At 63.9% G+C, this 21,216-nt stretch carries 16 protein-coding genes; 6 read left to right on the forward strand and 10 right to left on the reverse strand.

All coding sequences use genetic code 11. From position 1 onward, the window contains the following. The 3 genes from gatC to ACYVKQ_RS20150 are packed head-to-tail and all read right to left on the reverse strand — an operon-like array spanning window position 1 to window position 1,756. On the reverse strand, window positions 1–288 hold the full coding sequence (gene gatC / locus ACYVKQ_RS20140) for an Asp-tRNA(Asn)/Glu-tRNA(Gln) amidotransferase subunit GatC (RefSeq protein ID WP_460677158.1): 288 nt from the start codon (window positions 286–288) through the stop codon (window positions 1–3). A gap of 34 nt (window positions 289–322) precedes the next feature. Then, window positions 323–1,138 (reverse strand): lysophospholipid acyltransferase family protein, encoded by an 816-nt coding sequence (locus tag ACYVKQ_RS20145; RefSeq protein ID WP_460677159.1) that lies wholly within the window; start codon window positions 1,136–1,138, stop codon window positions 323–325. A gap of 51 nt (window positions 1,139–1,189) precedes the next feature. Next, window positions 1,190–1,756: an NUDIX domain-containing protein gene (locus tag ACYVKQ_RS20150; protein ID WP_460677160.1), complete on the reverse strand. Its 567-nt coding sequence runs from the start codon at window positions 1,754–1,756 to the stop codon at window positions 1,190–1,192. A 530-nt stretch (window positions 1,757–2,286) separates the two neighbouring features. Here ACYVKQ_RS20150 and ACYVKQ_RS20155 point away from each other — a divergent pair. The 3 genes from ACYVKQ_RS20155 to ACYVKQ_RS20165 all read left to right on the forward strand — a co-directional run bounded on the left by ACYVKQ_RS20155 (window position 2,287) and on the right by ACYVKQ_RS20165 (window position 11,291). Continuing rightward, a complete protein-coding gene (locus ACYVKQ_RS20155; protein ID WP_460677161.1) occupies window positions 2,287–10,185 on the forward strand; it encodes a T9SS type A sorting domain-containing protein in 7,899 nt (2,632 codons plus the stop codon). Between the two features lie 157 nt (window positions 10,186–10,342). Beyond that, window positions 10,343–10,591 carry a hypothetical protein gene (locus ACYVKQ_RS20160; protein WP_460677162.1) on the forward strand — a complete coding sequence of 83 codons (249 nt, stop codon included), beginning with the start codon at window positions 10,343–10,345 and terminating at the stop codon, window positions 10,589–10,591. A 124-nt stretch (window positions 10,592–10,715) separates the two neighbouring features. Beyond that, entirely contained in the window at window positions 10,716–11,291 is a 576-nt protein-coding gene (locus ACYVKQ_RS20165; RefSeq protein WP_460677163.1) for a ribonuclease HII, read from the forward strand. 134 nt (window positions 11,292–11,425) lie between these two features. Here the strand turns inward: ACYVKQ_RS20165 and ACYVKQ_RS20170 are convergent, their stop codons facing one another. The 3 genes from ACYVKQ_RS20170 to ACYVKQ_RS20180 all read right to left on the reverse strand — a co-directional run bounded on the left by ACYVKQ_RS20170 (window position 11,426) and on the right by ACYVKQ_RS20180 (window position 13,882). Further along, window positions 11,426–11,884 carry a response regulator gene (locus ACYVKQ_RS20170; protein WP_460677164.1) on the reverse strand — a complete coding sequence of 153 codons (459 nt, stop codon included), beginning with the start codon at window positions 11,882–11,884 and terminating at the stop codon, window positions 11,426–11,428. Between the two features lie 71 nt (window positions 11,885–11,955). Then, on the reverse strand, window positions 11,956–13,491 hold the full coding sequence (locus tag ACYVKQ_RS20175; RefSeq protein ID WP_460677165.1) for a sensor histidine kinase: 1,536 nt from the start codon (window positions 13,489–13,491) through the stop codon (window positions 11,956–11,958). 22 nt (window positions 13,492–13,513) lie between these two features. After that, window positions 13,514–13,882: a CZB domain-containing protein gene (locus ACYVKQ_RS20180; RefSeq protein WP_460677166.1), complete on the reverse strand. Its 369-nt coding sequence runs from the start codon at window positions 13,880–13,882 to the stop codon at window positions 13,514–13,516. A gap of 156 nt (window positions 13,883–14,038) precedes the next feature. Here ACYVKQ_RS20180 and gcvT point away from each other — a divergent pair, with 156 nt between their 5' ends. Next, a complete protein-coding gene (gene gcvT, locus ACYVKQ_RS20185; RefSeq protein ID WP_460677167.1) occupies window positions 14,039–15,145 on the forward strand; it encodes a glycine cleavage system aminomethyltransferase GcvT in 1,107 nt (368 codons plus the stop codon). Between the two features lie 123 nt (window positions 15,146–15,268). After that, the gene (locus ACYVKQ_RS20190; RefSeq protein ID WP_460677168.1) at window positions 15,269–15,988 is read left to right on the forward strand and encodes a 2-phosphosulfolactate phosphatase; all 720 of its coding nucleotides are present in this window, start codon (window positions 15,269–15,271) and stop codon (window positions 15,986–15,988) included. 28 nt (window positions 15,989–16,016) lie between these two features. On the opposite strand, the gene ACYVKQ_RS20195 is transcribed toward ACYVKQ_RS20190, so the two are convergent. Both ACYVKQ_RS20195 and dtd read right to left on the reverse strand, forming a co-directional pair. Beyond that, on the reverse strand, window positions 16,017–16,343 hold the full coding sequence (locus ACYVKQ_RS20195; RefSeq protein WP_460677169.1) for a nucleotide pyrophosphohydrolase: 327 nt from the start codon (window positions 16,341–16,343) through the stop codon (window positions 16,017–16,019). 124 nt (window positions 16,344–16,467) lie between these two features. Beyond that, window positions 16,468–16,923, reverse strand: coding sequence for a D-aminoacyl-tRNA deacylase (gene dtd, locus ACYVKQ_RS20200; RefSeq protein WP_460677170.1), 456 nt, complete (start codon window positions 16,921–16,923; stop codon window positions 16,468–16,470). Window positions 16,924–17,015: 92 nt separating this feature from the next. Between dtd and ACYVKQ_RS20205 the strand changes: the two genes are divergently transcribed. Next, window positions 17,016–18,506 (forward strand): hypothetical protein, encoded by a 1,491-nt coding sequence (locus ACYVKQ_RS20205; protein WP_460677171.1) that lies wholly within the window; start codon window positions 17,016–17,018, stop codon window positions 18,504–18,506. Between the two features lie 3 nt (window positions 18,507–18,509). On the opposite strand, the gene mltG is transcribed toward ACYVKQ_RS20205, so the two are convergent. Together mltG and ACYVKQ_RS20215 are read right to left on the reverse strand one after the other, a co-directional pair. Continuing rightward, window positions 18,510–19,523, reverse strand: a complete 1,014-nt coding sequence (mltG, locus tag ACYVKQ_RS20210) for an endolytic transglycosylase MltG (RefSeq protein ID WP_460677172.1) — start codon at window positions 19,521–19,523, stop codon at window positions 18,510–18,512. Window positions 19,524–19,642: 119 nt separating this feature from the next. Further along, window positions 19,643–21,121 (reverse strand): helix-turn-helix domain-containing protein, encoded by a 1,479-nt coding sequence (locus ACYVKQ_RS20215; protein ID WP_460677173.1) that lies wholly within the window; start codon window positions 21,119–21,121, stop codon window positions 19,643–19,645. Window positions 21,122–21,216: the final 95 nt, after the last annotated feature.

A 21,216-nucleotide genomic window follows, 5' to 3' on the forward strand; every position in this document is an offset into this window, starting at 1 on the left:
CTATTCCAGAACTTTGGGTACGCGGAAGTAATCCGAATCCTTGCGAGGAGCATTTTTCAGGCCCTCGGCGTGACTGACGGTGTTGCGCGGCTCATCCGAGCGCAGCACGTTTAGCTCGTGCGAAAGGTGAATCAACGGCTCGACGTTGCTCGTGTCGAGGTTATTGAGTTGCTCTACCCAGTTGAGAATCTCGTTGAGGTCGGCGAGCATTTTCTGCTCGTTGCCTTCGTTGAACTCGAGGCGGGAGAGGTGGGCCAACTGGCGCAGGGTATTCAGGTCGGTGCTCACGGGAAGCGGAAAAGGAGGTCAGAAGGGATGCAAGCTAGCGAACAGCCGGGGTTTTGGGAGAGTTCAGGGCAGGCGCGGGTCGCATCAAGCTGGCGGGCGGAATGCCGGCCGCGGCCGGGTCAAACTCGCTGGTGATGGCGCGGGCCACGCGCTCCTTGAGGGCCGGGATATCGGCTACGGTAAGGCCCGCCGTCGGAATGGGCTCGTGCAGCACGATGCGCAGCTTGCTGTAGCGCACGCGCAGGCCTTTCACGTCGGGCATGAAGCGGTGGTTGTAGGGCATCGTGACGGGTACCAGCGGCACGCCCGCGGCAATGGCGAGCTGAAACGGGCCGTCTTTGAACGGCAACAATTCCTCGCCGGGCTTAGGAGCAATGGCCCCTTCGGGGAAGATGACCACCGAGCGCCCGGCTTCCAGCGACTGCCGCGCCAAGACCAGCGAGCGGCCCCGCGAAACGGCGCTGGTGCGGTCGACGCTGATATAGCCGCGCCCGAAGATCGGACCCCAGAGCGGTACCTTGGTCAGGGAGCTTTTGCCCATAATGTTCAGGTGCCCCGGAATGGCTTTGAACAGCAGCGGAATGTCGATGTAGGAACTGTGATTGGGTACGTACACGACGGGCTGCCCCGCCGGCCAAGTGCCCCGCCGCTCCACGGACACGGGCATGCCCCACATGCGGATGAAGAGGATGGACCACCAGCGGTTTAGCCCGTGTAGGTAGCGGTGCCACCGCGGCTGCCGCGACAGTGCCCATTGCAGCGGGTACGTCACAAGAAACGGGAACACAAACCAGAACGTGGCCCAGGTAGTGTACAAGCGGTGACCGAGAAAGTGAAGCAGCCGGCGCATGCTTACAAAGGTAACAGGCGACTCCTACATGCTGCGGGCCGCTGCCGACAGCTAGCGGCGGGTCAGCAGGACGCGCTCGGCCTTGAGCAGGCCGGCCACGCTGATGGCATCGGTGATGCGGTTGTCCATGACCATCTGCACGGCTTCGGCCAAGGGCAGCTTCCAAAGGTGTAGCTCTTCGGTCTCTTCCGGCTCCACGGCGCCGTGCTCCAAGTCTTCGGCCAAGAACACGAAACCCTCCTCGTCGGTGACGGAATTGGACGTGTGCAACCGGGCAATGTTGGTCCAGCGGCGGGCCGTCAGGCCCGTTTCTTCTTTTAACTCCCGCTGGGCCGAAGCCAGGATATCCAGTTCCACCGGGCCGCCGCCCATCGGAATTTCCCAAGAATACTCGTCGAGCGGGTAGCGGTACTGGCCAACCAGCCACGTGTTGCCCTCCGCATCGACGGGCACAATGCCCAAGGCCTTGTTTTTCATCGTGACCACGCCGTAAATGCCGCGGCCGCCGGCCGGGTTCAGGACTTGGTCTTCCCGCACGCTGATCCACGGGTTCTGGTATTTTACCTCGGAGCTTAGAATCTGCCAAGGGTTGCGGGTTTCATCGGGTAGGGGGCGCATGTTTTTGCAGGAGGATACAGCAGCAAATCTACATTCTGCTGCGGAAGAGGATTCTTTACTTATACAAATATTTATATGAATTTTTGAATAAACGATCAGGCTTAAATCCACGTGCATAGCACACGCGTATGTGACTTATTTTGCATGTATAAATTATGATTATTTCAATTATTATATGATTATTCTTTGGCTTGTGGCTGGTTTGTATCGTAAATTTGCATTGTGTTAGCCTGAGGTAGTCAGGCATCTATGCCTTGAGGCATAGGTATTTTAAACGTCGGCGAGTTGATCGAATTGCACTTGGCAAGTACGGGCGTCCAGTAAAGCTGCCAGTACTCATAGCGTAGTTGCTCACCAACTGGAAGGCGTCGTTCGGCAAGTAAAACCAGCTATTAAGCCAAAGCGGCCTCGACAGGGCTTGGCCTTGAAATAGTTTCGTGGCGCCAAATCTGACGCGCAAGCGCTCCTCCTGGAATTCCATCCACACTAATAAATCCCAAATGAAAACAGCCTTACGCTTACTGGCGTTAATGGCCTTGCTCCTGCCGCTGAGTAGGACGGCGGCTGCCCAGTCAACGCCGGGTTCAGCCGGCAGCGCATTTTCCTGCGACGGCACCTTCTACATTATTCGTCAGGTTTCGAATGCCAACGGCACGACAGGCCTGGACCGCTCGCAGCTGTTTCGGGTAAACCGCAACGTAGTTCCCGCTGCCGACCCGACTACTACGCAGTATACCAATACGCTGGTGTACGATCTAGGTACTGGCGCTAACGTCGGGGCCACCACCGACTTCGTGGTAAACGCTTTGGCATATAACCCCCGCGATGGGTATTTGTACGCGCTGACTTACCCGGTTGGCAACACGGGTTTTCCGACGGTCAATCTGTACAAAATTGGTCAAGGCGGTGTTGAAAACCTTGGTACCATCACCCTTGGGGGAGCTGCCCCGGCGGGCAACTACCCGCAGTTTGCGGCCGGCGTTATCGACAAGGACGGCTTCTACTACGTGGCGCCGCGCAACCTGGCCGATGCCTCCTACCGCTCCTCGCTGTTTCGGTTCGACCTGAACCAGGCAACCAACGCCGCCAAGCGCAATGCCACGGTCATTCCGATGCAGTTTTATGTATCGACGGCGCCGACCACGGCTGTTACGCCCGCCAACACTACGGACTTTAGCTTTATCGACCTGGGTATCAACCCGGCCGACAACGCGCTGTACGGGGTATACGGACTTGGCACGATTTACAAATTTGACTTCGCTACCACGCCTGGAACGGCCCGCGTGACGCGCACAGGTCCCGTGCCCGATGGCACGGTCAACTTGGGTTCGGCCAGTTTCGACGTATCGGGCAATTTTTACGCGTACTCCAACGAAGGCAACTTCTACTCCATCAACATTGCCACCGGCGCTTCTACCGACATCGGGGATGTGCCGACTGCGGCGGTAACCGACGGAGCAAGCTGCATCAACCCGGAGCAGCGCTTGGACGTGGTGAAGGAAGTGACGGCCGTCACACCCATCAACGCCACCACCTACAACGTAAGCTTTGCCATTCGGGTGAAGAACACGGGCACGGTGACTACCACCAACGTGCAGGTAAGCGACTTCCTGCGGGGCTCCGCGACCAACAGTACCTTCCCGACTTCCTCTTCGGTAACCATTGTGGGTACGCCCACCATCACCAACAACGGCGGTGCGCTGGTACTGAACAGCGCCTTTACCGGGCAGGGCGCCAACGCCGACCTGCTCTCCGGTAATCAGCCGCTGACGGCGGGCCAGAGCGCCGTAATCAACTTTACGGTGCAGGTGGTATTTCCGACCGGCAGCGTTCCGACTACGGCTCAGAACAACACCGCTTACGCCTCAAGCGTAGCCGGCACTACTGCCAATCCCGGCTACTCGCTGCAAGGCAGTGGTACGCTGGTAGTACCTCCCGGCGACCTGCTGGCTGTGGATGCTTCGACCAACAGCGGTACCCTGCCCACGACGGCCAACGGCGACGTGGCCTCGCCCACGCCGGTGTTCCTGACGGCGGCTATTCTGGGTAACATCTTTGAAGACTACAACTACGGCGGCGGCGCCGGCCGCGCCCGTCTGGCCAGCCAGGGCTTGGCCGTGGAAGCCGGTGCCCGCGTGGAGTTGTACAGCAACGGCGCCACCCCGGCCTTGGCCCGCCTGATTGCCGTCGCGACGACCGACGCCGACGGCAGCTACCGTTTCGTGAGCGGCCAGAATGGGGTACCTACCCTGTCGGGTGGAGGCCAATACATTGTGCGCGTGGTCAACTCCACGGTAGCCAGCCAACGCCTGAACGCAGGGGTGACGGCCTCGACCGTGGTGCCGGTGCAGACTTTCGTCAGCAACGGCCAAACGGACGATACGGAGCGCGTGGGTGGTGAAAACAACACTTTAGCTGAAGCAGCCAACGCGGGCACCACGGGCAACGGCAGCACGACCGGTACCTTGCTGACCTCGCTGACGACTTTGGCGGCCACTCCGCTATCCATTACCACGGTGACGCTGCCGAGCAGCGGCCCGCGCCTGGGCGTTGATTTTGGCTTCAACTACAGCACCATCATCAACACCAACGACACGGGGCGCGGCTCGCTGCGCCAGTTCATCACCAACGCCAACGGCCTGAGCAACACCGGTCTGGCCCAAGTAGGCCAGCCCGCCGGCCAGGAAACGAGCATTTTCATGCTCTACGACGGAGTCGACGTAGCGGGCTACACGGCACCGCGCCTGGGTCTGACGGACCTGATCAACGCCGACGGCGTGGCGGTATTTACGCCGGCCAGCATTCTGCCGGCACTGACCGATGCTAATACCGCTATCGACGGTACCACGCAAACCACCAACATGGGCAACACGAACACGGGCACGCTGGGCGCGGGCGGCACCACGGGCACGGCCGGTACGGCCCTGGGCGTGGTGAACCAGCCGGAAATCCAGATCGTCGGCACCTCGACGCGCGCCATCGGTATTGACGTGACCAGCACGGCTACGCAAACGCTGATTGAGGGCATTGCCATCTACGGCTTCGGCAACGTAACCAACGCCAACACCAACGCCAACATCCGCGTGGCGGCCAACAATACGACCATCACCGGCAACGTGATTGGCGGCAGCGCCACGGTCTTTTCGACCGCGCTGACGACCAACTCCGACAACATCCGCATCACGGCGGGCACCGGGGTGCAGGTGAGCAATAACCTCATCGGGTTTGCCAACGGCTACGGCGTGCGCGTGAACAGCGGCGCGACGGCCACCATCACGGGCAACGAAATCAACACCAACGGCCGCGGCACCAACCTGGACGGGGTTTCTATCCTCGCCTCGGGCGTTACGGTGAGCAACAACCGCATCAGCGGGCACGACGGTAACGGTATTGAAACCGCGGTAGGCGGCGACGGGGTCATTGTCAGCGGCAACACCATCAGCGGCAACGGCCTAGGCACGGGTGCTACTTCGGGCATTCGCCTGGCGGCCGACAACGCCACCATTAGCAGCAACGTGATTACGGCCAACTACGGCGCCGGCATCCGCGGCCTGAACGGGGCCGACAACAACACGTTCAGCCAGAACTCGATTTACGACAATGGCAACGTGACCAACAACGCCAACGCTGGCGCCAGCGGCCAAATCGGCATCGACCTGCTTTCGAGCGGGGAAACCTCGGCTACCAACCAAAACAACGGCGTGGCTCCTTACGTGACGCTGAACGACATCGGCGACGCGGACAACGGCGCGAACGGCTTGCTCAACATGCCGGTCATCACGCAGGCCACGGTGCGCAACGGCAATCTGCTGATAGCCGGCTTTGCCAAGCCCGGCGCGGTGCTGGAATTCTTCACGGCTAAGTCCAATCCGACTTCGGCCAACGCCACGGCTGCCAATTTCGGGCAGGGTGAGACCTACCTGTTTAGCCGCACCGAAGGCGCGGCCAACGACCTGCTGGCCACGACCGGCAGCTACAGCGGCAACATCAACGGCTTCAACCAAGGCGCGGAAAACGGGCAAAACCGCTTTTCCTTCTCCATTCCGGTGGCGTCGCTGACGGCCGCGCAACAAACGGCCATCAGCAACGGCACGCTCGTGCTGACCGCCACGGCTACCATCAGCGGCGAGGGTACCTCGGAATTCTCGGGCAAAGCGCCGGTGCTGCTGGCGCCGGTCGCCACCAACGACTTCGCGCTGACGACGCCGGGCACGCCGGTGACGCTGCCGGTGACGGCCAACGACCTGAACAACATCGACGCGGCCACGGTAAACCTGGCAACCCAAGGAATTGGCAACAGCTACACGGTAGCAGGCCAAGGCACCTTTACCTGGGCCAGCAACGGGCAGATCGTTTTCACGCCGGTAGCAGGCTTTACGGGTATCGTCACGATTCCGTACACGGTCAACAACCCCTCGGGCGTGACGTCGAACACGGCTTTCATCTCGGTGGAAGTGAAGGCACCGACCATGGACCTGGCCACGACCTTCCTGGCTCCGGCCAACAACTCGACGGCCGGGGCTTCGCAAACCTACTCGCTGCGTTCCTCGAACAACAGCGGCACGGCCGTGAGCGGGATAGTGCAGACGCTGCAGCTGCCCGTTGGCCTGACCACGGGTGGCGGTACGGTAGCCGTAACGGGCGGTGCGTACAGCAACAACACGACCTTCTACGACAACGAAACCGGTCTGGTAACCATTCCGGTGGGCACGCTGGGGGCCGGTGCCTCCACGCCCTACGACGTAATCGTGTCGAACATGCCCGGCAGCGGCCCGGTGACGGCTACGGCCAACATCACGGGCACGGGCATCGAAACCAACCCGGCCAACAACGTAGCGACGCTTACCCTGAACATCGCCGCTCGCTACGACGTGGCGACGACCATCACGGGCCCGGCCACGGCTGTGACGCGCGGCAACGAGGTGACCTACACGGTTACCACCACTAACCTGAGCACGACGACCGGTTCGGTGTCGCCGGCCCCGAATGTGGTGCAGAAAGTGTCGCTGCCCGCAGGGCTGAGCGGGGTGTTTGCTTCCAACGGCGGCACCTACGATTCGAGCACGGGCGTGGTGACCTTCCCGGCCATCGGGGCGCTGCCCCTGGGCCAGACGGTAGTCAACACCATTAGCTTCGCGGCTCCGGGCGTGGATTACATCATCCCGACGGCCACGGTAACGGCCGGCGCCAGCAACGATAACGCCGGCGACTTGAATGGTCCGAACAACTCCGCTACGCTGAACGGCCTGACCTTTGGCTCGGCGGTGACAACGGTGGCGGGCACGGCTGCCGTGAACGTGTACACGACCATCACTGCCTCGGCCACCAACGTGGCTCCCGGTGCTGCCGTGACGCTGAACGTGGTAGCCGCCAACGCCGGCTTCAACCCCGCTACCTCGGTGGTGGAAACGCTGCAGCTGCCCGCTGGCCTGACCCGCGGCGGCACGCAGACGGTAAGCGTGACCAACGGCAGCTACAACGACGCTACCGGCCTGGTGACCTTCAATGCTCTGGGCACGCTCCAGGCAGGGGCTACCAGCACCAGCATCGGTACCCCGTTGAGCGTGACCTTCAACGCGCCGCAACAAGGCTTCGTGCTGGCCACGGCCACCGTGTACACGGCGTCGGCTGACCAACTGCCCGCCGATAACCTGGTGCAGACCAAAGTGGAAGTAAACCCACTGACGGACCTGGTTACCACGCTGGCTGGCCCGGCTACGGCCGCTACCGGCCAGGCAGTGGTGTACACCGTGACGACGAGCAACACTGGCGACGCCCCGGCCACTGGGGTGGTGCAGCGCGTGAGCCTGCCGGCCGGCCTGACGGGTGTGCAGGTGTCCAACGGCGGCACCTACGACTCGAACACGGGCATCGTGACCTTCACCATCGGCGGTACGCTGGTGAAAGGCGCTGTCCAGACCAACTCGATTACCTACACGGTGCCCACCGGCGCGACGAGCTTCACGGCCGCCGCCAGCGTGAGCAGCAACGTTCCCGAGACGGTGCTGACCAACAATACGGCTGCCGTGGCTACCACGGTGCTGGCCTCCACCGACGTGACGGTGGCCGTGACCAGCCCCGCTACGGCGCCGGTTGGTACACCGGTGACCTTCGCCGTCTCCACGCGGAACAACGGCCCGGCCACGGCTACTTCGGTAGTGCCCACGCTGCAACTGCCCGCCGGCCTGACGTCGGTGGCCATTACCAGCGGCGGTAACTACGATGCCGTCACCGGCCTGGTGACCTTCGGTACGGCCACGCTGCCCAGCGGCAACGCCGTGACCAACACCGTGACCGTGGTGATGCCCGACGTGGCCTCGCTCAACGGAGTGGCCCGCGTAACGGCTGCCGGCGTAGAAACCAACTACGACAACAACGTAGCCAGCACGGCTATTACGCCGAGCAACGCGCCCACCACGACGGCTGAGCTGAGCACCACCATCATCTCGTCGGCATCGACGGTTGATCCGAACGCCAGCACCATCGTGGCGGCTAGCTACACCAACAACGGACCCAGCGCCGCTACCAACGTAGTGCCCAGCATCGCACTGCCCGCCGGCCTGACGGCTTTCGGTACTGTGACGGTAAGCAACAGCGGTAGCTACAACCCCGCCACCGGCGTGGTGACGTGGCCCGTGGTGGCTAACCTGGCCGTAGGCGCCACGCTCCCCACAACCTCGTACTCGGTAACGTTCACCTCGCCGACCAGCGGCAGCATTCTGGCTACCTCGTACGTGGCTTCGGCTAACCTCGACGGCACGATGTCTAACAACGTGGCTTCCACGACGGTGAACGTGGCGACCAAGGCCGACGTGGCAACCGGTATCAGCGGTCCGGCCAGCACCCAGCCGGGCGCCTCGGTGACCTACGCCGTGACGACTCTGAATAACGGTCCTTCGCCGACTTCCTCGACGCAGACGGTCACCATCCCGGCCGGCGCGACGAACATCAGCTACTCGGGCCCCACCGGTCCGGTGAGCGTGACCAACGGCACGACCCTCATTACGTTCCCGGCCATCAGCAACCAAGCGGTGGGGGCTGCCGGGGAAGTGACCAACTACGTGACCTTCGCGGCGCCGAGCACGGGCTACACCGTGACGGCCAACGTGACGCCGGCCAACGTGTACGGCGACGTGACGGGCAACAACGCGGCCTCGACGAATACCGTCATCAACCGCGCTCCGGTGGCTTTCAATGTGGTGAACAGCCTGCAAACGCCGGAAGCCAACACCGCCGGACGCCTGCTCATCTCGCCCCTGGTGGCCACCGATGCCGACAACAACACGCTGACCTACGCCATTACCTCGCTGCCCAATGCTACCCAGCAGGGCACGTTATACCTGGGCACCACGGCCATCACGGCCCTGAGCCAGGTGCAGGCGCTGTCGGCTGGCCAGATCAGCACCCTGCGCTTCGACCCGGTGACGGGCTACGTCGGCAACGTGTTCTTTAGCTACACGGCTACCGACAACGCCACGACGCCCCTGACGTCGAACACGGCTATCTACACCATCGCCGTCGGCCAGGACGTGAACTCGCAGTACACGGCTGCCCCGACCCGGGGTGGTACCTTGGCCAATGCCTACCAAAACGGTGACCTGATTACCAGCGTGTACGACGTAAACAGCGGCCGCTACACCAATAACGGCACCGCCACGACGGTAGCAGACAACGGGGTGCGCTCGGCCACCACCGACGTCGCCGGCACCAACACCCTCACCGGTCTGGGCCTGACGCTGGACCCGACCACGGGTGCCATCACCGTGCAGAACCGTACCCTGCTGCGCGCCGGCAACTACTCGCTGAACGTGACGACGATCGACGCCAACGGCGGTACCAACACGCAACTGGTGAACTTCACCATCGGCTTCGGCCCGCTGCCGGTTACGTTGGTGGAGTTCGGCGTCAAAGCCCGCAACAGCGACGCCGTGCTGAACTGGAAGACGGCCATGGAGAAGGATAACGACCACTTCGACGTGGAGCGCTCCACCGACGGCCTGACCTTTGTGAAGGTAGGCGAGGTGAAAGGCCACGGCACGACGAACGTAGCCCAGCAGTACGGCTACACCGATGCCAACGCCGCCCGCCTCGGCACGCAGGTGTACTACCGCCTCAAGCAGGTGGACCTGGATGGCACGGCCACCGTGACCGACGCCCGCGCGGTGAGCTTCGACAAGCCGACGCAGGTGGAGTTGACGCTCTTCCCGAACCCGGCTACCGAGGTGCTGAACGTGCGCCTGGCCGGTGAAAAGGCCCTGAGCGCCACCGTGACGGTGTACTCGGCCACGGGCAGCCTGGTGCAGCAGGTGCAACTCGGCAGCTCGCTGAGCACCCAGCTCGACGTGCGCGCACTGCCCGCTGGAACGTACCTAGTGAAGGTGCAAGCCGCTGGCGGCCTGCCCCTGACCCGCCGCTTCGTGAAAAACTAGGGTGGATGGAACCCACGAACGGCAAAGGCCGCTGCTCCGCAAGGGGCAGCGGCCTTTTTTCGCTTAAGCCTTTAACATAGAGTTAACTTCATATTAAGTAAAGCCGTAACTTCCAGTAAGCTGGTCGCTGACATTCCGGCCGGCCTTCCGCACTACTATGGCCAACTCGCAAAAAAACTCCGCCAACCAAAACGCCAACACCCCGGGAGACCCGCTCTTCAACCTCAAACACGCCCAAGCCGAAGCCGAGCTGCAACAGCAAACCGGCGGCCTCGGCCCCCTGACCAACGAATACATCAGCACCGACGAAGACGCCGAGCTTGACGAGGGCCCGCGCGACAGCCAGGGCCTGCGCCGCGGCGAATCAACGGATAACATCATCGGCAGTACGGCCGGTAAGCACTAGGCAGCCTCCTTTCTTGCCTATTTCGAGGAGCCGCTCGCCGTGGAAGTCAGACACCACGGCGGGCGGCTCTTTTTTGTGCCGAAGCGGCAGGCGGAGCGAAGCCCTGCCTAGCTTTGCGGCCGATATGCTCCCTGTTTCCTTTACCGATCAGCCCCTCGAAGCCGGCCTCGACGAAGCGGGCCGCGGCTGCCTGGCCGGCCCCGTGTTTGCCGCCGCGGTGGTGTTGCCCCCCGACTTTGAGACTTCCGGCCTCACCGATTCCAAGCTGCTCAGCGCCAAGCGCCGCGAGCAGCTGCGCGACATCATCTGCCAGAAGGCCGTGGCCTGGGCCGTGGGCGAGGCTTCGCCGGCCGACATTGCCAGCATCAACATTGCCCAAGCTAGCTACTTGGCCATGCACCGGGCCGTAGCCCAACTGGGCCTCGTGCCCACCCACTTGGCCGTCGATGGCAACCGGTTCCGGGCCTACCCAGGCATCGAGCACACGTGCATCGTGAAGGGCGACGGAAAATACCTCAACATTGCCGCCGCCTCGGTACTGGCCAAGACTTTCCGCGACGAGCGGATGCGCGAGCTGGCGGCCCAGCACCCCGAGTACGGCTGGCAGCAGAACGCCGGCTACCCCACCGAACTGCACCGCGCGGCCATTCGCCAGCACGGCCCCACTGAGCACCACCGCATGGGCTTTCGGCTCCTGTAGAAGGGGGGGAGCCGACGTGGTGGTACCGCAGAAAAGCACAAAAGCCCCGGCAGCCTAGGTTGCCGGGGCTTTTTGATAGGATGGCGCGGCGGCAGGACCGCATTGCGCGCCCGCTTTAGCTGGTTCGCCAAGGGTTATCGTGGGGCCTGCTCCTTGAGCTGCAGCAGGTCCAGGAACAGGCTGAAGCCGTCGACGGTGGAGCCGCCTTCACCGAAGTTGTCGAAGTTCAGCGGCTTGATGATGTAGCCGCTGACGGCCAGGTCACGGGCCTTGAGGCGGTCGGAGTCCAGGTCGGAAGTGGTCATGATGAACACATTCAGGCCGACAAAATCCGGGTCGGAGCGTAGGACCTCCAGTAGCTCCAGGCCATTCATGCGGGGCATGTTGATGTCGAGCATGACGACACTAGGCTTCGGAATCCGCTCCCGGTCGCCCTCGCCGCGCAGCAGCGCCAGGGCCTCGCGGCCGTTACGGGCCACAAACAGCGGGACGGTGATATTATGCTTGCGCAGCTCGCGCTGCACATTCATGATGTCCATCTGGTCGTCTTCGACGAGCAGAATGCTAGCTGGGGTCGTGAAATCGGTAGGCATGGAAAAGCAGTAACGGACGAGGGGCAGAGTGGGTGGCGGAGCTGCCCGCCGTCGTATACGCACGTCACGGGTTATTGGGTGACGCCGGCCGGTCGTGCGGCGGCCGATACAGTCGGCGACACCGGGGCTTTGGGCCAGGTAAACGTGAAGGTGGCGCCCGCTCCCTCACTGGATTCCAGGCGAATAGTGCCGCCGTGGCGCTCCACGATTTTTTTGACAATGGCCAGTCCCACGCCGGTGCTTTCCAGCGTGTCGCGCTCGGTTAGCGTCTGGAATAACACGAAAACCCGCGCGTGGTACTCCGGCGCGATGCCCGGACCGTTGTCCTGCACGGTGAAGGTGTACTCCTCGGTGCTTTCGCGCAGCCCGATGCGCACCAGCCCGTGGGCCGGGTCGTGGTGATACTTCAGGGCGTTGCTGATCAGGTTGCTGAAGACCTGCTGCAGCTCCACGCGCGAAGCCGTGAGCACCGGCAGGTAGGGCGGCAGCGTCACGCGGAAGCCCTCGGGCGGCGCCAGCGAATCAACGATTTCGGTGAGCAGCTCGCGCACGTTCACGCGCTCCTGCTGCTGCTGCACCCGCCCGATGCGGGCCAGCTCCAGAATGCCGCTGATCAGGTTTTCCATGCGGTGGGTGCGCGTGCGCATCAGCAGCAGAAACTCCCGGATGTGCTCGGGCAGGGCGGCGTCCATGTCTTCCTCAATCCAGCGCGAGGCGCTTTCGATGCCGCGCAGCGGGGCCTTCAGGTCGTGCGACACCACGTAGGCAAACTGGTCCAGCTCCTGGTTGCGGCGCTCCAGCTGGCTGATGGTCGATTCGATGGTGCCGGCCATGGAGTTCAGCGAGGTAGCCAGCTCGCTGAGCTCGTCCTGCGCCTCGTCGGTCAGGCGCACGTGGTACTCGCCCTTGGCAATGCGGGTGGCCAGTTGCACCATGTGCCGAATGCGCCGCGACAGCAGCCGCGCCATCAGGAAGGCCCCGATCAGCCCGAGCACCAGGGCCAGCAGCGTGAGCACCACCGAGAGGATGCGCGTTTCGTGGATGCTGGCGGCCAGCTTCTCGCGCTGCTTGTCGCGGGAGGCCAGCTCGTCGCGGTCGAAGCCCCGGAAAATCACCCGGATCTGGTCCATCAGCTGCTTGCCGGTGCCGTCCTCTACCAGGTTGCGGTGGGGCATCCCGTCGAGGCCGTCCTGGCGGGCGTTGCGCTGGCGGGCGGCCCGTTTCTCCGCGATGAGCAGGTGCGAATAGGCCGACCACCGCTCGTACAGGGCCTGGGCCCGCACCATGCGGGCGTACTGCGGGTCGTCGAGCTCGAACTGGTTGCGCAGGTTAGCAAAGGAGCCCAGCAGCTGCCGTTCGCCGTCGTAGTACGATTCGAGCAGGCTTTCATTGCCCACCAGCAGGTAGCCACGGAAGCCGGCCTCCATGTCCACCACGTTGCGCAACATGCGCGTGGCCTGGGCCGTGCGGTTTTGCGAGTAGGCGATGCGCTCGGAGTTGCGCAGCACCTGCCGCGAGAGTTGGTAGTTGACGATGCCGACCATCACGAAGAGCATCGCAATGGCCAGGAAGCCGATGAACAGGCGGGTAGAAAGCTTGAGCTTCATGCAGGGGAGCCGCGCCCGGGCGCTAGCCCGCCTCTTTACGCAACTTTCGCTCGATGGTGTTCAGCAGGTGCAGCACTTCATCGGTGAGGGCGTTGGTGCGGCGCAGGCCGCGCATGGCTTCCTCGGCCCGGCCGGCCAGGCGCAGGTCCATCAGCTCGTTGGCCAGCGCGTGAACCTGCCGGTGCGCGGCGTCGAGCTGGGCGGTTTCGGGCAGGTAGCCGAAGCGCGCCACGGCCACCTCCCGGATCCACTGGCCCAGCGGGCAGATGTCGGCGTCGCGCACGGGCGCTTCGTCGCTGCCCACCCCGTAGAGAAAGGAGCGGAGCCGGGCCTTGAAAAGAATATGCTTGAGCCGGGCAGCGTCGAACTCCCGTTTGAGGTCTTCATCCATGCGGTGGGCGCCCGGGCCAGCGTGCGGCCGCCGGTTTGGGCGTAGCCTAATACCGGATTGGGTGCCGCCGGGTTTTGGGCTACTTTTGCGCCGGCTCGGCGGCCGCCTCCGCCCGCCGCCGTATTCCCCCTTTCCCCGAACCGCAAGCCCCTCCCCATGAGTGACCTGAAAACCGTCGTGCTGAACGACGTCCACCAGCAGCTCGGCGCCAAGATGGTGCCCTTCGCCGGCTACAACATGCCCGTGCGCTACTCCTCCGACCTCGACGAGCACCACACCGTGCGCCGCGCCGTGGGCATCTTCGACGTGTCGCACATGGGCGAGTTTCGGGTACGCGGCCCCCGCGCCCTGGACCTGATCCAGCGCGTGACCAGCAACGACGCCAGCAAGCTGCAGGACGGTAAGGCCCAGTATTCCTGCCTGCCCAACGAGCAGGGCGGCATCGTGGATGACCTGCTGGTGTATAAGCTGGCCGACGAGGACTATCTGCTGGTGGTCAACGCCTCCAACATCGAGAAGGACTGGAACTGGATTCAGCAGCACAACGCGGAGTTCGGGGCCGAGATGGAAAACGTGTCGGACCAGCTGAGCCTGTTTGCCGTGCAGGGCCCCAAGGCCGCCGACGCGCTGCAGAGCCTCGCCCCGGATGTGGACCTTCAACGCATTCCGTACTACTCCTTCGTGCAGGGCACCTTTGCCGGGCAGCCGAACGTGATTATTTCGGCCACCGGCTACACCGGCGCCGGCGGCTTCGAGCTGTACATTCCGAACGAGTCGGCGCAGGAAGTGTGGAACCAGATTCTGGAAGCCGGCAAACCCTACGGCCTGAAGCCCATCGGCCTGGGCGCCCGCGACACGCTGCGCCTGGAAATGGGCTACTGCCTTTACGGCAACGACATCAACGACGAAACGTCGCCGCTGGAAGGCGGCCTGGGCTGGATTACCAAGTTCACCAAGGACTTCGTGAACTCGGCGGCCCTCAAGCAGCAGAAGGAGCAGGGCGTGCAGCGCAAGCTTGTGGGCTTCCTGATGGACGGCCCCGGCATTCCGCGCGCGCACTACCCGCTGGTGAACGAAGCCGGGGAGCCCATTGGCGAAGTAACCTCCGGCACCCAGTCGCCGAGCCTGAGCAAAGGCATCGGGCTGGGCTACGTCACCACGGAGCTGAGCGCGCCCGGCAGCAAGATTTTCGTGCAGGTGCGCGGCAAAAACCTGCCCGCCACCGTCACCAAGCTGCCCTTCGTGAAAGGCACGGAGGAATAATCTTAAGTTGTCAGTTGGCAGTTGCCAGTTGTCAGGCCCCGCGGCTGGCAGCTGGCAACTGCTTTTTACTACACGCACAACCCGCCGCTAACAGCGGGCAACTTTCCACCGACAATTTCAATCATGCCCTCCATCGACATCTGTTTCTCGCCGGAACTGCTGCCGCTCTACGACCTGCGCGGCCGCGTGGCCGTGGTGGTCGACGTGCTGCGCGCCACTTCCAGCATCGTGACGGCCCTGGCCAGCGGCGTCACCCACGTGTTTGCGGTGGCTGAGCTGGCGGAGTGCCGTGCCGTGGGCCAGGAGCACGGCTGCCTGACCGCCGCCGAGCGCGACGGCCGGCAGGCCAAGGGCTTCGACCTGGGCAACTCGCCCTTCGGCTACCTCGACGGCCAGCTGCCCGTGCGGGGCCGCGCGGTGGCCATCAGCACCACCAACGGCACGCAGGCGCTGCGCCGCTCCCTTGGGGCCGATGCCGTGGTCATTGGGGCCTTCCTGAACCTGCAGGCCGTGGCCGACTTTGCCCGGCAGCAGCAGAAAGACGTGCTGGTGGTGTGCGCCGGCTGGAAAGGCCAGTTCTGCTTGGAGGACACCCTGTTCGGCGGCGCCCTCGCCGAGCGCCTAGCCGATGCGTTCGACACCACGCACGCCGACGCGACGCTGGCAGCGCTGCACCTCTGGCAGCAGGCCAAAACCGACCTGCAGGGCTACCTGCTGCAGTCCTCGCACGTGCGCCGGCTGAATTCGCTCGAAGCCAACAAGGATTTCGAGTTCTGCCTGCGCCTCGACGAGTATCCCGCCACGTTGCCGGTGTGGCGGGAGGACCGGCTGGTGAACCTATAGCGCGGATGGAAGTCTGCGCTACACCGTGCTACTGCAGCTTTTCGTTCTGGCGGTGGCGGTCGGCGTCGCGCTGGGTTTTCTTGTCCAGGTTGCGCCGCAGCGCTTCGGTCAGGTCTACCCCGGTCTGGTTGGCCAAGCAGATGACCACGAACAGCACGTCGGCCAGCTCGTCGGCCAGCACTTTGTCGCGGTCCGAGGCTTTAAATGACTGCTCGCCATACTGCCGCGCGATGATGCGCGCCACCTCGCCGACTTCCTCGGTGAGCATGGCCATGTTGGTCAGCTCGTTGAAATACCGCACGCCGGTGGTTTGAATCCACTGGTCGACGGTCTGCTGGGCTTCTTCGATGGTCATGGGGTAGGTAGGAGGGTGTGAGGGTAGGAGTTTAGGAGGGGGTTGTGAGATAAGAAAGTATGAGGGTCGGAGGGCAGGAGTTGTCACAACCGTAACTTCCATCCTCACACCCCCCCATACCCTCTTATCCTAACCCCGCTTCGCGGTCGAGCACAATGGTAACCGGCCCGTCGTTGAGCAGGCGCACTTTCATGTCGGCGCCGAAACGGCCGGTGGCCACGGGGCGGCCCAGCAGGGCTTCGAGCTGACGCACGAACTCCTCGTAGAGCGGAATGGCGACGGGCGGCGGCGCGGCCTGCACGTAGCTCGGGCGCGTGCCTTTGCGGGCGTCGGCCAGCAAGGTGAATTGGCTCACCACCAATAGGTCGCCGCCCGTGTCCTGCACCGAGAGGTTCATTTTGTCGTCGGCATCGGAGAAGATGCGCAGCTGCACCAGCTTGTTGGCCATCCAGGCCAGCTCCGTAGCCGTGTCGGTATGAGTGAAGCCGGCCAGCACCAGCAGGCCCGGCCCGATCTGGCCCGTGATTTCGCCGTCGACGGTTACGGAAGCTTCCGCGACGCGCTGCACAACTACGCGCATGGGGTAGGGGGTAAGAGGTAGAGTAGCGCAAAGAAAAGCCACAAATGCCCATCTTCGCCGCCGTGTCGTTGCGCCCCGTTTCTCCCGCCGCTGTGCCGTCTGCCCCCGCCGCGCCGGGCACTACGCGGCTTTGGCTACTGCCAGCGCTGCTGGCCGTGGCCGGCCTGCGGCTCTGGCGTCTGCCCGCGGCGGGCCTGCCCGATTACGACTCGGTGCGCAATTGGCAGATCGTGCAGGAAGTAGCCCGCTTCGACTTCACGCATCTGTTCCACCACGGCAGCCCGGTTTTTTACCTGCTGTATGCTCCTGCGGCGTGGCTGAGCACCGATTTCCGTGTGTACCTGATTCTGAACGCCCTGGTGGCCGTGGTGGCGCTGGGTCTGTTCGTGGACTGGGTGGCGCGGGTGGCCCGGCTTCCCGGCCCCGAAACCGCCCTGCTCGCGTTGCTGACCGGCTCCTCGGTGTTTCTCACCTTTTCAGGCCGCGACTTCACCATGAGCTCCTGGAGCCTACTGCTGCTGGCGTTGCTGCTGCGGGCGCATTGGCAACGGCTGCAGCAACCGGGGCGAGGTACGCTGCTGCGCACGGCGGCCGTGCTGGCCCTGGGGCTGAGCGTAAATTACAAGTTTCTGCTAGTGGTGCCCATTCTGGCCGTGTTGGAACTGCAGCAAGCCGATGGCGTGGCGTGGCGGGGTAGTAACTGGTGGCGGGTGCTGCTGCTGCTCGCCGCTCCTTTTGTGCTGCTGGGCGGACTGGCGTGGCTGGTGTCGGGAGTGCCGCTGTACCGTTGGCCGGCCGTATACGCCGCGGTCCTGTTTCCAGCCGCAGCCAATGCGGCAGGGCGCCACGGCACGTTGCAGGTTGATTTCGCCTATTACCTGCGCTACCTAACGGCGTTTGAGTCGCCGCTGCTACTGCCGGCGCTGGCGGGCGCCTTGATTTGGTTTGGCGGCGGCTTGCGGCAGCGGCCTTTGCCCCTGGCTGCTTACCTGTTGGTGTGGGCCGGGTGCACGCTGCTGGGCATGTCGTTGCTGGTGAAAGCGCCGCGCGGGCTGCTGTTTGCCTACGGGCCACTGTACGCCCTCGTGGTCCTGCTGCTGCGCCAGTGGGCCCGGCCGGTGGCGCTGATGGTGCTGCTAGCGGCGACGGGCTACAACGGTTGGCAGGTGCAGCAGCAGATTTATGCGTATCTGCCCAGCGCGCACCCGCAGGCGGTCCAGTGGCTGCGGCAGCACGGCGTGTCGCGCGTGGCCACCACCGTGGGCACGGGGCTGGTGTCCTTCGCGCAGCCGCAGGGCATAAAAGTGGCCGGAGCCAAGACCCTGGCCGAACTGGCGGCCCTGCGTCGGGAGGGCTACCGCTACGTGCTGCTCGATGACTACTACCGCGTGGCGAGCGTGCTGGCTTTTGATTCGTTGCGCCGGCTGCCGGCCGTGGCGGCCTGGGCTTCGCCGCCGCTCACGTCGCCGCTGCTGTACCTGGAGCACTCCGAATTTACGGGGCTGGGCTACCAGGCCACGCTGCAGCGTCAGCAGCAGGCCGCGCAAGACTCGGCGCAGCTGCGGCTGCTGCGGCTGCCCTGAGGCTCAGCGGCGGATGTTCAGGCTGTCGAGCCAGCGCTGGTAGCGCCGGGCGTTTTTTCTGTGTTCAGCAAACGTCGCGGCGAAATCGGAATAGCCGCTGCCGCCGGCGCGGGCGCAGAAAAACAGGTAGTCGTGGCGGGCGGGCTTGAGCACCGCGTCCAGGCTCTGGCGGTTGGCGGAGGTGATGGGTCCGGGCGGCAGGCCTTTGTGCTTGTAGGTGTTGTAGGGCGAGTCAACGAGCTTGTCTTTGTTGAGTACCCGCCGCACCCCGAAGTTGCCGATGGCCCACAGCAGCGTCGGGTCGGCTTGCAGCCGCATGCCGCGGTGCAGCCGGTTCAGGTACACCCCCGCAATCAGCGGCTTGTCCTCTTTCTTGGCCGTTTCGCGCTGCACGATGCTGGCCAGCACGTGCACTTCGGTGGGGGAGAGGCGCAGCGAATCGGCGCGGCGGCGGCGCTCCGGGCTCCAGAAACGGCGGTGCGCGGCGGCCATCGTGTCGGTAAACTGTCGGGCCGAGGTGTTCCAGAGCAGCCGGTAGCGGCCAGGAATAAACAGCGTCAGCACGGCGGTGGTGTCCACGCCGTAGCGCTCCTGCAGCCAGGGCTGGCGGTTGAGCAGCAGCCGCAGGGAGGTAGAGTCGGCCTCCAGCTGCTTCTGCACCTGCCGGGCCAGCTGCGGCTTGTATTTGAAGGCGTCGAGCACGAAATCCACCGTGTCTTGCTCGCCGCGTAAAAGCCGGTCGAGCAGGGCCTGGTTGCCCAGGTCGAAATCGAGGCGGTAGCGGCCGGGGCGCACCTGCTGCGGGTAGCCGCGCCGCTCGGCCAGCCACTGAAACGTCTCAGGCTCCTGCAGCAATTCGTAGCGCTGCAGTGAATCGAGCACGTTCTGGTACGTGCCGCCGGTGCGGATGTACAGGTACGCCGGGCCGTAGGGCGACTCCGTCACATTGGGCTTCCACAACACCCGCCACGCCACATACAGGCCCGCGCCGCCTAGCAGGAGCAGCGCCAAAGACACGGCCAGAAGTACACGCGGCCATAGGCGCCGGGAAGCAGGGGAGGAAGCAGGAACTGGCAAGGCAACGCAGCAGGTGGTGGATAGACGAAGATACGGCGTGGAGGGGCCTTCGCCTGCTGCTACTGCCCCTGCACTAGCGCCTGCACCGCCGCCGCCAACTGCTGCCGCCGCGCCTGCCGCTCCACTTCCACCGGCGGAGCGGCGCGCACCTCACAGTCGGGAATGGAGCACCGCTCGCAGGTTTCGTTAACCCAGCGCACCGGAATGGTCTCGTCGTCCAGAAACTTCACTTTCTGCCGCAGGTTCTCATCGACGGGCAAGCCCACCGTCACGCTGCTGCCGTGGCCGTTGGCGTCGTAGCGGGCCACGGTGAGGCAGAGGTACTCGTCGGGCGTCTGCCAGTAGCGGGAGCGTTGGGCGGCCACGCGCAGGCCGGGTCCGCCGGCCTGCCGGCCCTGCTCCAGCAGCCACAGGCTCACCCAGCGGCGGCAGTAATGTTCCTGCAGTTCGTTGGCGTGGGGGTTGTGCAGGCGCGAGAGGTGCAGCTCCTTGCTCAGGTGAAACTGCCCGGTGGCGGCGTCCTGATCGAAGCGCAGGAAGAACAGACTGCCAATGCCGAAGTGCCGGGCCAGCAGGTTGGTCACGCGCTGCAGCAGCATTTCCGGCGACACCTCGTAGCGCGTGAGCAGGCCCAGCAGCAGGGCCGCGTTCCAGCGCGGGTAGGAGAAAAACGCCTGTAGATCGGCCACCAGCTGGCCTTCCTCCATCAGCAGGGCCACGGCGAAGTACGAGGCGCGAAAGTGGTTGAGGACCTGCTCAAAGGTGCCCGGCGTGACGGCCGGCACGTTCGTGTACGGTCGATCTTTCAGCCCCAGGTAGTTGAAGGCCACTTCGCGCCCGAGCACGAAGGCCTCCTGCGCCCGCGTGAGGCCGGGGCGCAGCAGCAGGCGCCGGGCCGCGGGCTGGTACACCGACCGCAAGCTTTGCAGCTCCGGGAGGCTGCCCAGCTCTTCGCGGTCGATCAGGTAATGGTATTCGGTGCCCAGCAGGTTTTCGAGCTGGTGCAGGTCGAAGGGGGCGTCGGTGCGCAGGCGGAAGCGGGCCACGCAGCTGCGCACGGCGTCTTCCAGGTCGTCGAAGTAGTTGTCGTGCATCTCCTGGTAGGAGCGCAGCGCGGCCAGGTAAAAGTGCTCCTGGCGCATCTCGTAGTTGCGGCCCAGCTCCCACAGCGTGCTGATAAAAGCCATAACCCGCGTCGGCGCGTCCGATATCAGTTCCACCAGCCGGCCCGCGTCGAGCCCAAACATGTCCAGCGGAAACTCGCGCAGCACATCCGACTGCAGCAGCTCCGAAATCGGGGCTAGGCGTTTGCCCAGCGTCAGCGAAATCAGCTCGTCGTAGCTCACGCCCAGCACCCGCGCGAAGGCCAGAACCTTATCGGCCTTGGGGTACTTCTTGCCCTTCTCAATTTCATTCAGGTACGACACCGATACGTCGACCGCCTGTGCCAAAGCGGCTGGGGTAAAGCCCCGCTCTTGCCGGAGCTGCCGCAGCTTTAAACCAAAAATGAGACGGACAACCTGGGCTTGGGTAAGCATATGAGCAGAAAATAGGCCGGGGCAAAAGGCTGAAGGAGCAGCACAAAATCAGCTTTGCAGGCAAAGAAAGGCATTATCTCAGCATTTGTGAATAA

Source organism: Hymenobacter coalescens, from assembly GCF_054783195.1.

Coding starts and splice junctions, on each gene's coding strand:
- ACYVKQ_RS20145 (WP_460677159.1), bottom strand. CDS start 1,138: ATGCGCCGGCTGCTTCACTTTCTCGGTCACCGCTTGTACACTACCTGG.
- ACYVKQ_RS20150 (WP_460677160.1), bottom strand. CDS start 1,756: ATGCGCCCCCTACCCGATGAAACCCGCAACCCTTGGCAGATTCTAAGC.
- ACYVKQ_RS20155 (WP_460677161.1), top strand. CDS start 2,287: ATGGCCTTGCTCCTGCCGCTGAGTAGGACGGCGGCTGCCCAGTCAACG.
- ACYVKQ_RS20160 (WP_460677162.1), top strand. CDS start 10,343: ATGGCCAACTCGCAAAAAAACTCCGCCAACCAAAACGCCAACACCCCG.
- ACYVKQ_RS20165 (WP_460677163.1), top strand. CDS start 10,716: ATGCTCCCTGTTTCCTTTACCGATCAGCCCCTCGAAGCCGGCCTCGAC.
- ACYVKQ_RS20170 (WP_460677164.1), bottom strand. CDS start 11,884: ATGCCTACCGATTTCACGACCCCAGCTAGCATTCTGCTCGTCGAAGAC.
- ACYVKQ_RS20175 (WP_460677165.1), bottom strand. CDS start 13,491: ATGAAGCTCAAGCTTTCTACCCGCCTGTTCATCGGCTTCCTGGCCATT.
- ACYVKQ_RS20180 (WP_460677166.1), bottom strand. CDS start 13,882: ATGGATGAAGACCTCAAACGGGAGTTCGACGCTGCCCGGCTCAAGCAT.
- gcvT (WP_460677167.1), top strand. CDS start 14,039: ATGAGTGACCTGAAAACCGTCGTGCTGAACGACGTCCACCAGCAGCTC.
- ACYVKQ_RS20190 (WP_460677168.1), top strand. CDS start 15,269: ATGCCCTCCATCGACATCTGTTTCTCGCCGGAACTGCTGCCGCTCTAC.
- ACYVKQ_RS20195 (WP_460677169.1), bottom strand. CDS start 16,343: ATGACCATCGAAGAAGCCCAGCAGACCGTCGACCAGTGGATTCAAACC.
- dtd (WP_460677170.1), bottom strand. CDS start 16,923: ATGCGCGTAGTTGTGCAGCGCGTCGCGGAAGCTTCCGTAACCGTCGAC.
- ACYVKQ_RS20215 (WP_460677173.1), bottom strand. CDS start 21,121: ATGCTTACCCAAGCCCAGGTTGTCCGTCTCATTTTTGGTTTAAAGCTG.